Below are 17,907 nucleotides of genomic sequence, written 5' to 3'. Positions count from 1 at the left end.
ATAGCAGGAGGAGATGTAGTCTCCTCCTGCTTGCGCGTATCGAAAAACGCGTCCTTGGAGGATCGACCGGAGAGCATCGTCTCATACGATGAGTTCCGGTCGGTTTTACCGAGCAAAAAAATGCCCTGCATCCGGGCCAAGGATGTACCACTCACCATCTCCGCCAGCACATGTTAAAGCCCAAGCAAGAGCGACTTAATTTCGGCAATATCAAGGAAGTCATTGATCCGCCCAATTTGATTGAGATCCAACTTCAATCCTATGCTGACTTTCTACAGCAGTTCACGAAGCCTGAAGATCGTCAGAAAATCGGTTTGCAGGCCGTTTTGAGCGAACATTTCCCGATCGAGAGCTACGATGGCACGATTCGGCTGGAGTTCGTTTCCTACGAGATTTCTCCTCCCAAAATGTCCGATTTCGCCGCCATCCGCAGCGGTGAAACGTTCAGCGCGTCTCTCGTGGTGAAGTTCAAGCTTGTTTGCGGCGATTACACGGCCGAAGAGGATGTGTACATGGGCGAAGTTCCCATGATGACGGAACGCGGTACGTTCGTGATCAACGGCGCCGAACGCGTGATCGTGGCCCAGCTGCACCGTTCGCCGGGTATCTGTTTCGAAAAGAGCAAGCACAGCAACGGCAAGGAGCTGTATTCCTTCCGCATTATTCCCGACCGCGGTTCCTGGCTTGAAGTTCAGTTCGACACGAACGATCTGATGTACGTGTTCCTCGACCGCCGCCGCCGCCGCCGCAAGTTCCTTTCGACGACATTCCTCCGCTATCTCGGCTACGAAACCGACCGCCAGATCGTCGAACAGTTCTATACCATTCAGAAGCTGACTCTGGCCGATGTGACGGGCGAAGAGCTTGAGTATCTCGTGCCCTTCGAAAACGTGACGCACGGCGACGGAGAAGACGGCGACAGCAAGAAGAAGGCGATCGTTGTGGCCAAGGCTTACGAGCCGCTCAATATGGCGACCGTCCAGAAGATGATGGATCTGGGCATCGAAGAAATCGACGTGATCGACCAGCGCGAAGAAGAAGTGCTGATCAGAACGCTGAAGAAGGATCCGGCACGTGACCGTGAATCCGCTCTGAAGGAGATTTACAAGAAGTTCCGCCCCGGCGATCCGACTTCCGTGCAGCAGGCCAGCACTCAGCTGGATCGTCTGTTCAAGGACGAGAAGAAGTACGACCTGACTCGCGTGGGCCGCTACAAGATCAACCAGAAGCTTGGCTTGACGACGTCTCTCGACAGCCGCCTGATCCAGTCTTCGGACTTCCTCGAAGCTCTGAAGTATTTGCTGCGCCTGAAGAACGGCGAAGGCATCATCGACGATATCGACCATCTCGGCAGCCGCCGCGTGCGAGCCGTGGGCGAATTGATGTCGAACCAGTGCCGCGTGGGCTTCGCCCGTACGGAACGCCTCGTGAAGGAACGTATGACTCTGTGCGATGCGACGCGCAACGATATTACGCCGAGCAAGCTGATCAATCCGAAGGCTCTGAGCGCCGTGGTGCGCGATTTCTTCGGCCGTTCCCAGCTGAGCCAGTTCATGGACCAGATCAATCCTCTGGCCGAGCTGACGCACAAGCGCCGTCTTTCCGCCCTCGGGCCGGGCGGTTTGAATCGTGACCGCGCCGGTTTCGAAGTGCGCGACGTTCATCCCTCCCATTATGGCCGTATCTGTCCGATTGAAACGCCGGAAGGCCCCAATATCGGTTTGATCAACTCTCTTTGCACCTATGCCCGCATCAACGAGTTCGGATTTATCGAAACTCCGTTCCGCCGCGTGAAGGATGGCGTGGTGAGCAAGGAAGTGGATTACCTGACGGCGGATATGGAAGAAAACTTCCTGATCGCCCAGGCGAACAATCCCATCGACGAGAAGGGCCGCTTTACATCCCACCGCGTGACCGCCCGTGAGCGCGGGGAGTTCCTTGAAGTGGATCCGATGAGCGTTCATTACATGGACGTGTCGCCGAAGCAGCTTGTTTCGATTGCCGCCGGTCTTATTCCTTTCCTTGAGCATGACGACGCCAACCGCGCACTCATGGGTTCGAACATGCAGCGCCAGGGCGTGCCGTTGATGGTTGCCGATGCTCCGCTTGTGGGCACGGGTCTCGAAGGCAAGGCCGCCCGCGATTCCCGCTCGGTCGTGCTGGCCGAAGCTCCGGGCATCGTGGCCGCCGCTTCCGCTGAGTATATCGTGACGACTCCCGATGGCGAGCTTCCCGTTTCGACGCAGGAGTTCCTCTCCAATCCGGAAGCCATTACGACGGATCGCGAGAAGGGTATCTACGTTTACGTTCTCCGCAAGTTCATGCGCTCGAATGCGGGTACCTGCATCAACCAGCGTCCGATCGTCGAACGCGGCCAGTCCATTCAGGCAGGCGATGTGATCGCCGACGGCCCGAATACCGACGGCGGCGAACTCGCTCTCGGCCGTAACGTGCTGGTGGCTTTCATGCCCTGGAACGGCTACAACTTCGAAGACGCCATCATCATTTCCGAACGCCTCGTGCAGCAGGACGCTTTCACCTCGATCCACATCGAAGAGTTCGAAGTGATTGCCCGCGATACGAAGCTCGGTGCGGAAGAAATCACACGCGACATTCCCGGCGTGGGCGATGAAGCTCTCAAGAATCTCGGTTCCGACGGTGTGATTCGCATCGGCGCCGAAGTGAAGCCCGGCGATATTCTCGTGGGCAAGATCACTCCCAAGTCCGAAACGGAACTTGCTCCCGAAGAACGCCTCCTGCGTGCCATTTTCGGCGAGAAGGCTGCCGACGTGAAGGATACTTCCCTCCGCGTGCCTCCGGGCTGTACGGGTATCGTGATGGATGTCCGCGTGGTTTGCAGCAATGCTCCGGGCGGCGACAATGTGGACGTGGACAATGAACTGCGCAAGCAGCTCAAGAAGGTCAACGAAGAGCACAAGAAGAAGACGGACGCCCTCATCGAACAGTTGACGAGCAAGCTTTCCGATATTCTTCTGGGTGAAAAGATCCCGTTGGAAGTGACGAAGGCCGGTACGAATGAGACGATCATTCCTGCCAATCGCAAGATCACGAAGACTCTGCTTCGCAAGCTTGCGCTGAACCACGACATGATCGAGATCGATCCTAGCCCGATCCGCAATACGATTTTCGACATTATCAATTCGTTCGATTCCCGCTTCCAGGATCTCGACGAAGAACGCGACCGCACGCTTGAGCAGATCGAGACGGGCAGCGATCTCGATCCGGGATTGGTGAGCGAAGTGAAGGTGTACATCGCGACGAAGCGCAAGCTCGGCGTCGGTGACAAGATGGCAGGCCGCCACGGTAACAAGGGTGTTGTCTCCCGCGTGCTTCCGGTAGCGGATATGCCGTTCCTGGATGACGGTACTCCGGTGGATATCATTTTGAATCCTCTGGGCGTGCCCTCCCGAATGAATGTGGGGCAGGTGCTTGAGACCCACCTCGGCGTGGCTGCGAAGGCTCTCGGCTTCAAGGTGGCCACCCCGGTGTTCGACGGTATCGCCGAACAGCAGATCTGGGATTACATGTCCCAGGCGAAGAAGGTGGACGGTTTCACGTGGATCGGCGACGGCAAGGACGGCTCTGTAGCCGGTAAGAGCCGCCTGATCGACGGCCTCACGGGCGAGCCTTTCCATCACCCGGTAGTGGTCGGCTACATCTACATGCTCAAGTTGAACCACTTGGTGGCAGACAAGGTTCACGCACGCGCCGTCGGCACGTACAGCCTTGTGACGCAGCAGCCTCTCGGCGGCAAGGCCCAGCACGGCGGCCAGCGTTTCGGGGAAATGGAAGTGTGGGCTCTCGAAGCTTACGGTGCAGCCTATACGCTGCAGGAACTCCTTACGGTGAAGTCCGACGACGTTCAGGGCCGTACCCGCATCTACGAATCCATCGTCAAGGGCGACAATTCGCTGGAAGCCGGTACTCCGGAATCGTTCAACGTGCTGATTAAGGAAATGCAGGCTCTCGGCCTGGATGTGCGCTTGACGACGAATGCCGAACGTCCGCTTTCCGAACTGAGTGAAGACGATCTTTTCGATTCCCTCATGTCCGGCGGGTTCGACTTCGGTTCCGACGATCCGTCGGACGTGGAGCCGCTCGATGTTTCCGATCTCGACGAAGACGAAGAATAATATTCCAACCGCCCTGCACGGAATGTGCGGGGCATATGCACCTCATACCATTTTTTAATTCACACATATGTCTCACCAAGACCTGAATGTCGAAAAGCCCAAGACCTTCGACCAAGTTTGCATCACAGTCGCCAGCCCCGGCTGGAAGACGGAAGGCGACGGACTCCCCGGCGGTATCCGCCAGTGGTCCAGCGGCGAAGTGAAGAATCCCGAAACCATCAATTACCGCACGTTCAAGCCCGAGAAGGGCGGCCTTTTCTGCGAACGCATTTTCGGCCCGACCCGTGATATGGAATGCTCCTGCGGCAAGTACAAGCGCGCCAAGAACAAGGGGCAGGTTTGCGACCGCTGCGGCGTGGAAGTGACCAACGCCCGCGTGCGCCGCGAGCGCATGGGCCATATCGAACTGGCTGTGCCCGTGACGCACATCTGGTTCTACAAGTGCATGCCCAGCCGCATCGGCCTGATGCTCGACCTGACGGCCCGCGATCTCGAACGCGTGATCTATTACGAAGATTATATCGTGATCGATCCGAAGGAAGCTCCGCTTGAACGCGGCCAGATTCTGACCGAAGAAGAGTACGAAGACCTGATGGACGAGTACGAAGACGACGGCGGTTTCGAAGCCGGGATGGGCGCGGAAGCGATCCAGAAGCTTCTTGCCTCCATTGATCTGGAAGCTCTCGTCGAGCAGCTGAAGGTCGATATGGAGAAGACGAATTCCAAGCAAAACAAGCGCAAGATCGCCAAGCGTCTTCAGCTTGCCCAAGGCTTCATCGATTCCAAGACGCGTCCAGAATGGATGGTGATGACGGTTCTTCCCGTAATCCCGCCGGATCTCCGTCCGCTCGTTCCGTTGGAAGGCGGCCGTTTCGCCACGTCCGACTTGAACGATCTGTACCGCCGCGTGATCAACCGTAATAACCGTTTGCACGAACTTCTGAAGCTTAAGACGCCGGATGTTATTATCCGCAACGAAAAGCGCATGCTTCAGGAAGCCGTGGACGCTTTGTTCGATAACGGCCGCCATGGCCGCCATGTGACTGGTGCCGGCAACCGCCCGCTGAAGTCCCTTTCCGATATGCTGAAGGGCAAGAGCGGCCGTTTCCGTCAGAATCTTCTCGGCAAGCGCGTGGACTACTCCGGCCGTTCCGTGATCGTGATCGGTCCCGACTTGAAGATGCACCAGTGCGGCCTTCCCAAGAAGATGGCTCTTACATTGTTCGAACCCTTCATCATTCATCGCCTGAAGGAGCTCGGCTATGTACATACCGTGCGTTCCGCCAAGAAGATGATCGACCGCCGCGAGTCCATCGTGTGGGATATCCTCGCCGAAGTGACAAAGGGCCACCCGGTGCTTCTGAACCGCGCTCCGACGCTTCACCGCCTGTCGATTCAGGCTTTCGAACCGGTGCTGATCGAAGGTTCCGCCATCCGTCTGCATCCGCTCGTGTGTACGGCCTATAACGCCGACTTCGACGGTGACCAGATGGCCGTGCACGTGCCGCTTTCCGTGGAAGCCCAGATCGAAGCCCGCCAATTGATGCTGGCTCCGAACAATATCTTCTCGCCCGCTTCCGGCAAGCCGATTACGACCCCGACACAGGACATTATTCTCGGTTCCTACTACCTGACGCATACCCGCGCCGTGGAAGTGAAGGAGAACGAGGATAATCAGCATCTGCTTCCTCTGTTCGATTCGATTTCCGAAGTGGAGTTCGCCATCGCTTCCCGCAAGATCGGTTATCACGAATGGATCCGCCTCCGCAATCCCGATTACGGCAAGGATCCGGAAACGATTTCCTACGGTAAGGATACGGTGGACCGCAAGACGATCGTGACGACGGCAGGCCGTGTGCGTTTCAATGAAATCTGGCCGGACGAGCTGGGTTACATCAACCGCAACGTGGGCAAGAAGCTGCTCGGCGAGATCATCTGGCGCTGCTACCAGACCGTGGGCCAGAAGCGCACGGTGCAGACGCTCGATGCGCTGAAGGGCCTTGGCTTCAAGGAAGCTACCCGTTCCGGCTGTTCGATCGGTATCGTGGATATGGTGATTCCCGCCCAGAAGGATGAGGTGATCGCCAAGGCATACGACGAAGTGTCCCGCGTGACGCAGCAGTACCACGACGGTCTGATTACGGACGGCGAACGCTACGAAAAGGTGGTTTCCATCTGGTCCGGTGCTACGGACGTGATTCAGCAGTCCCTGTACACGAAGCTGGAGTTCAACGAAGGTTCCGCTGTCGCCAGCCCGCTCTACATGATGGTGGATTCCGGCGCTCGTGGCAATAAGGCCCAGATCAAGCAGCTTTCCGGTATGCGCGGTCTTATGGCCAAGCCCTCCGGTGAAATTATCGAACGCCCGATTACGTCGAACTTCCGTGAAGGCCTGTCGGTGCTCGAGTACTTCATTTCGACTCACGGCGCCCGCAAGGGTCTTGCCGATACCGCTTTGAAGACGGCCGACTCCGGTTACATGACCCGCAAGCTCGTGGACGTGGCCCAGGACGTGATCGTCCGCGGCGAAGACTGCGAAACGGATCAGGGTATTACGGTGACAGCCATCTACGACGGCGACGAAGAAATCGCTACGCTCGCTTCCCGCATTTACGGTCGCGTGTCGTGCGACCGCATCATCGATCCGTTCACTCAGGATGTGATCGTGGACAAGAGCGAGATCATTACCGAAGACATCGCCCAGCACATCGAGCGCGTAGGCATTGAGAAGGTGCGTATCCGTTCCGTGCTGACCTGCGGCCTGAAGAAGGGTTGCTGCGCCAAGTGCTACGGCCTGAACCTCGCTTCCGGCAAGGAAGTGAAGATCGGCGAAGCCGTGGGCATCATCGCTGCACAGTCCATCGGTGAACCCGGCACGCAGTTGACGATGCGTACATTCCACGTCGGTGGTACGGCTACGACCTCCGAGCGCAAGCCGATCATCCAGGCCAAGAATGCAGGCCGCGTGATCTACAAGGGTGTGATGTGCGTCGAGGACGAGAACGGCAACAACGTCGTCCTCAACAAGAATGGCCTTATCAAGCTGTACGGCGAAGACAAGGAAGAGCTCGAATCCTACCAGCTCATCATCGGTACGATCCTTCATGTGAAGGACGGCGATACGGTGAAGGAAAAGCAGACGCTGGCGACGTGGGATCCGTACTCCGTACCCGTCATTGCGACGCAGGGCGGCGTGGTCGAGTTCCACGACATGATCGAAGGTATTACCGTGGCTGTCGAAGCCGGCCGCGATTCCGGCCGTGGCGCTACGGTGGTGATCGACCACCGTCAGGATCTTGCTCCCCGCATCGTTGTCCGCAATCCGGAGACGAAGCAGATCACAGGCACCTATTCCATCCCGACGGGGGCATACCTCGCCGTGCAGGACGGTCAGAAGATCAGCGCCGGTACGCAGCTTGCCAAGACTCCGCGCAAGGTGTCGAAGACGAAGGACATTACCGGTGGTCTTCCCCGTGTGGCCGAGTTGTTCGAAGCCCGCCGCCCGAAGGACGCCTGTACGCTGGCGACGATCGACGGTTACGTGATGATCGATTCCGCGATGATTCGCGGCAAGAAGGTCGTGACGATCTTCCGCACCCGCGAAGCTCTCGACCTTGCCCGCGGCAAGGGAGTGCGCAAGGCGAAGGTGGACGAACTCGATCCCGGCGTGAAGCATCTCGTGCCGATGGATCGCCATATCATCGTGCATGACGACGACTTCGTGCAGAAGGGCGAACCGCTCTCCGACGGTCCGGAAGCTCCGGACGAAATCCTCGCCATCTGCGGCCGCGACGCTCTGCAGGAGCATCTCGTCAACAAGGTGCAGCAGGTGTACCGAGTGCAGGGTGTGGAAATCAACGACAAGCACGTCGAAATCATCGTGAGCCAGATGCTCCGCAAGGTGCGCATCACCGATCCGGGCGATACGGGTCTGCTCTGGGGCGACGAGATCGACCGTACGACGTTCGACCGCATCAACAAGGCGACGATCGAGAAGAACGGCGAGAAGGCTCAGGCCATGCCGATCCTCCTCGGTATCACCAAGGCTTCGCTCAAGACGGATTCCTTCATCTCCGCCGCATCCTTCCAGGATACGACGCGCGTGCTGACGGAAGCCGCCACGCTGGGCAAGGTGGACGCTCTCGAAGGTTTCAAGGAAAACGTGATTCTCGGTCACTTGATTCCCGCCGGTACGGGCTTCAATTCGTACCGCGATATTGAAGTGTTCCCTGCTGAAGGTTCCGTCGAAATCCCGCGCCAGACCGACGAAGAAGACGATATGGATCTGATGTCCGACGATGCGCTGTCGCTCGGCAACGACGATTGATCGGCCTCCGGTGATTGAATTTGCAGCCCCGCGTTCGTGAGAGCGCGGGGTTTTTTGATGGCCGTTTGTTTCGGGGCTGGCCGGGTTGTTCTTTCTGTTTGCCGGACGGCTCCGTTTTTATCTTTCAGGCGACGGCGGGAGTGTAGGTTTTGGTTTTGTCCAAGTCTCCCTGTTCCTGGAATGTTTTTTGCTGTTCCGGCGTGAGGGTTTTGACGTAGTCGTCAACGATTTTTCGGATGGCCGGGTTTTGTGCAGCGCGTTGTTTGACGCTCCATCGTGCGGCCTGCTGGACGCGGTCGCTTTCGTCGCCGGGTGTGTTGCGGACGGCGCATCGGACAAAGGCTTTCAAGTATTCAGGGTCGCGGGAAGCATCGTAGGCGCCCCATGCCATGTCTAGGTAGGCGGCTTCTTCCGGATCCTGTTCGAGTTCTTCCAGTGCTTTGAGCGGGGGCAGGTCGTCTTCGTCCGGATCGGCAAAGAGGGGGTCGTTTTTGGCGTATTCGGCGAGTTCCTTTTTCGATTGCGGGGTGTCGGCTATGCGGAGGGCGGTCATGACCATGATTCTGTCCATGCCGGGCATGCTTTCACCGATGGCGCGCCATGCGGCAAGTTTTTCCGGATGTTTACGGAAGATTTCCGAGAAGAATCCGATGCGGTAGTACATCATGCCGCCACCGGCTCCGAGCCGGAGCATGCCATCGATTTTCGAGGTGTCCGGTTTGTCGGCATAGGTGTCGAATTGCTGTTGCTGCTGGGCCGAGAGCCATTGGGCGGAGTTGGCGGTGCTGGAGGCCAGATAACTGCATGCGTTTTCGACGATTTTCGAGTCGTAAAAGTTGTCTGCGTGCAGTTTTTCTCCGATGTGCATGATGACCGGGTACATGTCTGCCTCTTGCCGATAGACGTTTTGCCAGGTTTCGGGCAATGGGTCGGGTTCTTCCTGTGGGAGGGCTGCTTCGGAGGCTTTGATCTGTTTCAGCAGTTCCTGCAGTTTCGGTTCTGCGGCTTTGGCTCCGGATTCGTCTTTGATAGTGAGGATGAGGTCGAGCATTTGCTGTTCCAGCCGGAGGTAGGCGCCGATGTCGGCTGCGGCGGCAGTGGCTGCCGATGGTTGAGTGGCGGCAGGGGCGGCGGCGAGCGGCGTGGCCAGAAGGAGGCCGAGCAGGTATGGTGTTTTCATGGTTATGGGGGAAGGCGGCGATGGTTGAATGGTTTTTCGCCTTGTGGTTAAGGTAGCGGTTTTCGTTGTTGGAGGCAAGAAGAAAAACGGGTCGTTGGCGATGTGGTTTCGGAAAGTAATGTATGGTTGCGTCATGGCGGGAAGTCGGTGCAAGTTTGCACGGTGGAGGTGCGTATATGAGATGATGAAACCGTTTTCCAGTTTGAGTTTTCTGTTGCTGTTCGGCCTGTTGTCTGCTCCCGTTTGTACGGTGCAGGCGAGTATTGCCGTTCGTAGCGTTGATGGTGAGAAGGTGGCTCGCCACGAGTTTACCGTGCATGCTTCGGAGCCTTTGCAGCAGATGAGCAAGAGGCTGAAGATCGGTTCGTTCGATCCGTTCGAGCATCCGACGGGCCTGCATTTTTCCAAGGGCGAGTTGGTGACGGTGTCAATGCAGGGGAAGCCTTCGACTCCGGTGAAGCTGCATGTGATTTCTTTCGGCAAGCATAAGCCGGAGGGGGATGTGTATGAGCTGGAGGCGGGCGAGGTTTCTTTCCGTCCTGAGCATGACGGGTTGGCGTATATCGATTATACGGCGGACGATTTCAAGGCCGCTCCGCCGGTGAAGGTGACGATTGAGGGCGGGAAGATGAACGGGGTGTTTACGGAGAAGGGTTCCAATGAGGAGTGGAAGAAGTTGCTGGCCGGAGCTTCGTCGCCGTATCTGGATTTGTACGGGAAGTATGTGCATCTGGTGTTTCCCGTGCAGGCGTTGCGTGAGCATTGCCCCGAGAGCGGCGCAGAGCTTTTGGCGTTGTACGATCGTCTGATCGGTGCCGAGTTGAAGGTGATCGGGATGGGGTATAAGAATGAGCGTTCGCCGAATCATGTGTTCGGCCGTGTGGTGGATTCCGGCTATATGTTTGCGGATGGCGTGGGCGCAGGGTTCAATGATAAGGCGATCGCGCTGGTGACGGATATGAAGAAGCTGCTGGATCCGAAGTATCTGGAAGCAGGGTTCTGGGGGATTGCTCACGAGTTCGGCCATGTGCTGCAGACTCGCCCGGGGTTCAAGTGGCTGGGGATGACGGAGGTGACGAATAATCTGCTGGCGATGGTGGCGAGCTATGAGGTGGATCCCCGTTTGCTGAGGCTGGAGGTTCTGCCGTGCAATGACGGTCATGCACGCCTGAAGGGCGGACGCTACAATTTGTTTACGAAGAGCGCGCTGATCGATAAGGAGCTGTACCAGTTGCAGGCTCGGGGCGATACGGGGCATTCGCATGTGACGGGCGGGGATGTGTTCGTGCGTCTGATTCCGTTGTGGCAGTTGTATCTGTATTGCCAGGAGGCCGGGCAGGGGAACAGGGATTTTTATCCCGAGTTTCACGCATGGCTGAGGACGGAGGGTAAGGACGATGTGTCCGCCGGGCAGCATCAGTTGAATTTCATGCGTGAGGCATGCCGGATCAATAAGCTGGATTTGTCGGATTATTTCGAGGCGGTGGGTATGCTGAAGCCGATCGATGTGGAGTTCAAGGATTACGGTACGGGGCGCCTGAAGATGACGGCGGAGGAGTGTGCGGAGGTGAAGAAGGAGGCGTCGAAGTATCCGAAGCCCGCTTCTCCGGTGATTCAGTATATGAATGCCAATAATATGGCCTGCTACCGCGATCGCCTGCCGCTGGCGGGACCGGAGGAGTTGTGGCAGGGAGTGACGCTGGAGAAGGAGAGGTGCATTGTGGATCACGGCGTGTGGAAGAATGCGGTGGCCTATGAGGTGTACGAGGGCGGGAAGCTGGTGGGCATTACGTTGTCCGGCGTCGGTTCGGATGGGAATGTTTCGACGAATGTGCATTTCCCGGAGACGGCGACGGTGATCGTTGCCGTTGGTTGGGATGGTGACCGGAAGTCGGTGGTGGCCCGGAGGAGTGGATGGAGGTGATGATCGGTATGGCGGCGTTCGTTTGAGCAACGCTGCCACATTTTGTGTTGTTTGTCGGTATCCGGTTTTTTGCCGGATGCCCTTGAAAGGGGTTGTGTCTCTTGCGGGGTGTGGTAGGATGCGGGTATGAATCAGTCTCTGGAAGATCTTCTTTTTGCCTGTATGGGCAAGCCCGGGTATCAGCCGCAGGATCAGTCGGAATTGGCTCGCAGTCTCGGCCTTGTGTCGCGTGAGCGTGCGCATCTCCGGCAGTTGCTCCGGGATTGGGAGGCTGCGGGGAAGGTGGTGCGGTTGAGCAAGGCGAAGTATGCTTTGCGGAAGGCGGAGGGGAGCGGAGCCGTGGAAGGCCGTATTCGCAAGCTTCGCAGCGGGAAGGTGCTGTTTATTCCTTCTCCGGCGGCTTTGCCGGGCTTGCGTTCGCTGTTGCATGCGGATAGTTTGGTGGAGCTGGTCGTGCCGGAGTTTCGCAGCGGCGGCGCGATGGATGGTGATAAAGTGCTGGCTTCGGTGAGGCTTTCCGTGCCGAAGGGTTGGCGCAGGTTCCGGAAGGGGAAGCCGACGATGGACGATTTACAGGTGGAGGTGCGGGTGGATAAGGTGCTGGAGCGCAAGCGCGGCACATGGGTGGGTGTGTATCAGCCCGGCGGCAGGTTCGGTTTTGTGCTGGGAGATGGACAGACGTCTCCCGAGCGGGTGAAGCTGGTGGAGGAGGTGCCCGGCAATTTGCTGGCCGGGCAGTTGGCGACGGTGGAGGCTCTTTCCTACCCGAAGGGGAAGATGGAGGCGACGGGGCGCGTGACGGAGGTGCTGGGCTGGCCGGAGGCGGAGGGGGTGGATATTACGGCGGTGATTCGGAAGTATGAGCTTCAGGAGGAGTTTCCCGAGGAGGTGATTGCGGCGGTGTCGAGGCTTTCCGAGGAGATTCCTCAGGAGGTGCTGGCAAGGCGGGAGGATTGGTGCGGCCGCCCGGTGATTACGATCGATCCGGCGACGGCACGGGATTTCGACGATGCTATTCATGTGCGGAAGCTGGAGAAGGGCTGGGAGCTGGCGGTGCATATTGCGGATGTGTCGCATTATGTGCAGCCGGGTTCTGCACTGGATGCGGAGGCGCGGCGGAGGGGGAATTCGACGTATCTTCCCGACCGTGTGCTGCCGATGCTGCCGCCGAAGCTGTGCGACCATATTTGCAGTCTGCGCCCCGGCGAGATGCATTTGACGAAGATGTGCCTGATGCAGGTTTCGGAGAAGGGGAAGGTGGTGAAGATGCGGTTTGCCGATGCGGTGATCAGTTCGCACAGGCGGTTTTCCTATGAGGAGGCGGCGGAGGTGCTGCTGCACGGCGCGTCGTGCGGCGATGCGGAGGTGGATGCGATGCTGGGCGAGGCGTTAACGCTGTCCCGCCTGTTGAGGAAGCGGAGGATGGAGGCAGGGGCGCTGGATTTGGAGTTTCCCGATGTGCGGGTTCTTCTGGATGCCCACGGGCATACGACGGGGGTGGAGTGCGAGGTTTCCGACGAGAGCCACCAGTTGATTGAGGAGTTCATGCTGGCGGCCAACGAGTGTGTGGCGGCGACGTTGAAGACGAAGTCGATTCCGACGATTTTCCGCGTGCATGAGGATCCCGACGAGGGGAAGATGTTCGAGTTCGCTTCGCTGGCGAGGCAGTACGGCCTGAAGGTGGGGGATTTGCGGAGGCGGGATGATTTGATTGTTTTGATGCAGGAGCTGAAGGGGCATCCCGACGAGTCTATTTTGAAGCTTGCGCTGCTGCGGAGTATGATGCGCGCACGGTACGATACGAAGCCGCTCGGGCATTTCGGGCTGGCGAAGCCGGATTATTGCCATTTTACGAGTCCGATCCGCCGGTATGCGGATTTGGTGGTTCACCGTTCGCTGGCGCGGGTGATCGATCCGGAAGGGAAGGCTCCGAGGCTGCCGGATGCGGTTTCGCTGCAGCAGGCGGCGGATCATATTTCCGAGACGGAGCGGAATTCCGCCAATGCGGAGCAGGAGGCGAATATGCTGAAGCTTTACGAGTGGCTGGAGAGCCAGTGTGAAGCCGGGCATCCGCAGGAGTGGGAGGCGATCGTGACGGATGCCCGCCCGCTCGGCGTGATGGTGGAGGTGCCGATGCTGCAGGTGCGCGGGTTGATTCCTTCCGAGCTGTTTACCGGAGGCAAGTGGTGGTTCGAGAGTTTCATGCCCCGGTGGAGCAACCGGGACGGGAAGGTTCTGCAGGCGGGTATGCGGGTGATGGTTGTGCCTGCCAAGGTGGATCGGGCGAACCGCTGGATCGACTGGAAGATGGCGAAGCTGCCGGAGTGATGCGGCGTTATTTTTCCGGTTCGGGAGGGAGGGTTTGCAGCAGGCGTTCGGCGGCGGGGATGCCGCGGGCGCGCTGCAGGTAGCGGCGTGCTGCGGGAATGTCTTTTTTGACGCCGAGGCCTTCGGCATGGAGGAGGCCGAGGGCGGCGCATGCGCCGGGGTGGTTCAGTTTTGCCGCTTGTTCAAACCATGCGATGCCGGGCATGAAGAGGGGGTCGATAGAGGTTGCGTGTCCGCTCAGGTAGTATTGGCCCAGTTGATACATGGCTTCCGGGTTTCCGGTATCGGCGAGGATTTTGGTTGCGTTGAGGCAGGCACTTGCTTCGGGGCGGGCCAGGTTGCAGATGCTGGATAGGGTGGTTCCTTCCCGTTCGGCTGTTTTTCTGAGGATGGCGAGGAAGTCGGGGTTCGTGGGGTCGATATGCGCCCATTCCTGCAGGAAGATTTGCTTTAAATAAGCGGCAGGAGTTCCGGCGAGGGTGAGAGCGCGGTGTTCCTGCCATGTGAGGGGGATGAGCCGGACACCGGGCGGGAGTTCTGCCACGGCGGTTTCCTCAGGTTGTATCTGGAAGGCCAGACGCCATTTGGCAAGGTCGGCGGACAGTTCGCCGATGTCGGCATAGATGAAGGTTTGTTCGGTGTCGATGGTGTCGAGAGAGGTGTCCCAGATGAGGCCGAGGGCGTAGAGGGTTTTGCCGTTGTCTATGAATTTGGCGATGCCCAGATTCGAGATGCCGTTGATGTTGTGTCCGGCGATTTTGCGCCAGTTGTCCTGTTTGAAGGAAGGCGGGTTGGGTGCTGGATTCGGAGCGGGACGGGAAGGCGGGGCAGCGCTATCTTGCTCGGGGCTGTTTTGCTGTTCCAGTCCCCGGAGGTACTCGGCGGCGTAGGGGTGGCCTGCTTCAGCGGCGCGGGTGAGCGCTTGTCTGGCTTTGTCGTGATCCCGCTCTTCGGGGTAGACTTCTCCGTATAGCAGTCCCAGCATGAACATGGCTTCGGTGTCGCCGAGGTCGGCGGCTTTTTGCATCCAGTCGATTTGTTCTTCCTTGTCCGGACTGAGATTGGCGAGGATGGTCATGGCGATGGTGTCGCCGTTGTCGGAACGGGCGAGAAGATCGTTCCGATAGGTGTCCTCTTCTTCGCCCAATGCTAAGGGTGTGTTGTAGGGGAACTCGAGCCGATGGCCGGGTGAGGATAGAGTCAGGAAGTCGTCATGGAATTCCACGGAAGGGTCCGCCGGGAAGGAGAGTGTGTAGAGTGGAAAGTAGGATCCATGAGGTGCAGGATCGTCGGTTTTTGTTTCGATGGTGATGTGGACGATGCCGGGTGTGTCCGGATATCTGTGCTGCATGCTGACCCGGATGTTGCCATCCGGGCTTTGCCGGACGGTCGAGGGGCATGATTCCAGATAGGAGTCGGAGATGGCGAAGTTGATCAGCCGGGATGTAAGAGCCGCGTCCAGAGTATGCCCGTGGCGGATGGCTTGGAGATGGTAGTAGAGAGCCATGCGTGAGTTGCGCGGGAACAGGTTGATTCCTCGTCTGTAATTGTCGCTCAACCGAAGTATGGCATCGGTGCGGCCCAAGGCGGCATTCAGATGGTTGGAGATGAGTTCGGTGCAGGATCCAAGGGTAGGTTGTGCAGGTGCGGAGCGGGCTGAGGCCGGGATAAGGCAGGCGGCTGCACAGAGGAGATGGAGCGGTAGGTTCATGGGGGGTATGATGATTGTTGTTCGAATGGGGAGAGCCAAGGAGGGTTGAAGGCGCCGGGTGATGAGGTGAAGGATTGGTATGGCGGAGGAAAGGCCGTTATTTGTCCGGTGCGGGTGGGAGGGTATGCAGCAGGCGTTCGGCGGCGGGGATGCCGTGGGCGCGCTGCAGGTAGCGGCGTGCTGCGGGAATGTCTTTTTTGACGCCGAGGCCTTCGGCATGGAGGAGGCCGAGTGCGGCGCATGCGCCGGGGTGGTTCAGTTTTGCCGCTTTTTCAAACCATGCGATGCCGGGCATGAAGAGGGGGAAGCCATCGTCGGCTTCTTCACTGAGATAGAGTTTGCCGAGGGTGTACATGGCGTTCGAGTCTTCGAGTTCGGCCAGCATGCGGGCGCTGGAGAGGTCGTATGTGTTTCCTTCGGTCCAGTATATGTTGCAGATGTCGGCCAATGTTTTGTTGTCGCGTGCTGCGGTATCACGCAGGATGGCGAGGAAGTCCGGATGCAGTAGGGCGACGCTGTTCCATTGTTCCCGGATGATTTGCTGGATGTCGTCTGTGGCCAGACCGGGAATGCTGAAAAGCCGTTTTTCCTGCCATGTCCATGGGCTGAGCTGTACGTTTTTCGGTAGTTCTGACCATTCGTTCATGTTTTCACCATACAGTCGGATGTTGAAGGCCATGTTCCATTTGGCGATGTCGGCGACCAGTTGTTCGCGGTTGTCGTAGAGGTGGGAGAGGAAGTTCTCGATGGTCGGTTCGGGGCCGCTCGGAAGTTCTCCGATACCATAGTATGTTTTATTTCCATGCCGGAATTTGACGATGCCGAGTCCGGCAAACCCACGGATGCCGTTTCCGGCGAGTTCACGCCAGCATGCGTCGGTTGCTTCAGGAGAACCCGCGTGGAAGTTCAAGGGGACAGGGAATAGAGCTGTTTCGTCGGGATTGTCGGTTGGTGTCCGTTTGTTGAGGCGTTCGGCTGCGGCGGTGGATCCGGCTTGGGCTGCTTGTGCGTATGCCTGTTTGGCCTTGAGTATGTCCGCATCATCGGCATTTTGCGTATCATACAGACAGCCTATGTCGTACATGGCCTGAGCATCTCCGAGCCGTGAGGCTTTCTGCAGCCACTTGAGTTGTTCGTCTCGGTTCTCTCCGGCCAAACGGGCGAGTGTTCTCATAGAGATGGTGTCGCCATTGTTCGCACGGGCGGCAAGGTCCAGTTCGTAGGCGTCTTCATGTTCCGAAGATGCAGGTTGTTTGCAAGGGATGTTCAGTTTGAATTTGAGGGTGCTTAATGTCAGGGAGTCGTCGTGGAATTCGATGCCGGGGACGGAGGTTTGTTGGCCGATGTTCAGGGGGAAGTACAGGATGGGCCAGTAGGCATCTTCGAGTTCCCTTTGTTCGACTTTTTGGGAGATTGTTACGAACAGGATGCCGGGTGCAGCCGTTTCATCGCGCTGCATGAGGATTTGCCACATTCCATCCGGGCTGGTTCGGATCCAATGGGGATATGCCTGTTGAGAGGCTGCGTCGATTGTTTTCGTCAGAAGAGTGTCGAGTTCTCGTTTTTCAATCGAGGCGCCGTGGCGTTTTGCCCGGAGGGCATAGTAAAGGGCGCGGTTCAGGTCGCGGGGAAGCAGCCGGGTGCCGGTTTCGTAGTCGTAGCTGAGTTGCAGCATGGCTTCCGTGTTGCCTGTTTCGGCGCGCATGTAGTCGCGTACGAAGGCAAGATGGTCGGAGGGCGTAGGCGTGTTCGGTACGGTTGTTTTCTGTTGGGCGGCTGCCGAAGCAACGAAGATGGCTGCAGAGAGGAGAAGGGGGAGTTGTTTCATGATGTCTATCATGGTAAGGTGTTCCCTGTGCCGGGTCAAGCGGGAACTGCGGTTTTTGCTCGGCGTGTGGAGCTGAATGGCAGTTGCTTTCAGGGCAGGGTGAAGCGGCCGCCGGGGAGAGCGCGGAGGTGGCGGGTGATTTGCAGGCGGGCGAGGCGTGGGGTGAGTTCGTGGGCAGGGAGTCCGGTGGCGGGGCAGAGGGTGTCGATGCCGTCGTTTCCGATGCGTACGCTGTCGATGATGAGGAGGTCGAGGGGGTCGGTGAGGGGGAGTGACGTTGTTTCGCTTGCCGGGTGGGTGAAGAGGGGGAGTTCTCCCGGCTGAGGGCGGAGGTGGTTCCATCGCTGGTCGTCGAGGATGTCCTGAGGGCGGGTGACGAGGATGGCTCCATCGCGGATGAGGTCGTGGCAGCCCTGTGATTGCGGGCGGTCGATGGGGCCAGGGATGGCGTAGAC

8 protein-coding genes are annotated in these 17,907 nt (G+C 58.3%); 4 read left to right on the top strand and 4 right to left on the bottom strand.

Going from position 1 to position 17,907, the window contains the following annotated elements:
• The first annotated feature begins 170 nt into the window (after positions 1–170).
• Positions 171–4,154 carry a DNA-directed RNA polymerase subunit beta gene (rpoB, locus tag AC781_RS08090; protein WP_067776313.1) on the top strand — a complete coding sequence of 1,328 codons (3,984 nt, stop codon included), beginning with the start codon at positions 171–173 and terminating at the stop codon, positions 4,152–4,154.
• A 67-nt stretch (positions 4,155–4,221) separates the two neighbouring features.
• Entirely contained in the window at positions 4,222–8,481 is a 4,260-nt protein-coding gene (gene rpoC / locus AC781_RS08085) for a DNA-directed RNA polymerase subunit beta' (protein ID WP_067776312.1), read from the top strand.
• Positions 8,482–8,605: 124 nt separating this feature from the next.
• On the opposite strand, the gene AC781_RS08080 is transcribed toward rpoC, so the two are convergent.
• Positions 8,606–9,661 (bottom strand): hypothetical protein, encoded by a 1,056-nt coding sequence (locus AC781_RS08080; RefSeq protein WP_067776309.1) that lies wholly within the window; start codon positions 9,659–9,661, stop codon positions 8,606–8,608.
• Positions 9,662–9,842: 181 nt separating this feature from the next.
• Here AC781_RS08080 and AC781_RS08075 point away from each other — a divergent pair, with 181 nt between their 5' ends.
• Positions 9,843–11,585 (top strand): M60 family metallopeptidase, encoded by a 1,743-nt coding sequence (locus AC781_RS08075; RefSeq protein ID WP_172801748.1) that lies wholly within the window; start codon positions 9,843–9,845, stop codon positions 11,583–11,585.
• Between the two features lie 126 nt (positions 11,586–11,711).
• Entirely contained in the window at positions 11,712–13,913 is a 2,202-nt protein-coding gene (locus tag AC781_RS08070) for a ribonuclease R family protein (protein ID WP_083076808.1), read from the top strand.
• Between the two features lie 7 nt (positions 13,914–13,920).
• On the opposite strand, the gene AC781_RS08065 is transcribed toward AC781_RS08070, so the two are convergent.
• From AC781_RS08065 to AC781_RS14070, 3 genes are all read right to left on the bottom strand, one after another.
• The gene (locus tag AC781_RS08065) at positions 13,921–15,624 is read right to left on the bottom strand and encodes a tetratricopeptide repeat protein (protein ID WP_067776299.1); all 1,704 of its coding nucleotides are present in this window, start codon (positions 15,622–15,624) and stop codon (positions 13,921–13,923) included.
• Between the two features lie 97 nt (positions 15,625–15,721).
• Entirely contained in the window at positions 15,722–17,452 is a 1,731-nt protein-coding gene (locus AC781_RS08060; RefSeq protein WP_172801747.1) for a tetratricopeptide repeat protein, read from the bottom strand.
• Between the two features lie 89 nt (positions 17,453–17,541).
• Positions 17,542–17,907, bottom strand: a 366-nt coding sequence (locus AC781_RS14070) for a DNA-processing protein DprA (RefSeq protein ID WP_218107264.1), incomplete at its 5' end; no start/stop codon positions are given.

This window comes from Neoakkermansia glycaniphila, assembly GCF_001683795.1.
GTDB lineage: Bacteria > Verrucomicrobiota > Verrucomicrobiia > Verrucomicrobiales > Akkermansiaceae > Akkermansia > Akkermansia glycaniphila.
The sequence above is the reverse complement of the archived record's forward strand: the minus strand, read 5'-3'. Positions and strand labels throughout refer to the sequence as shown.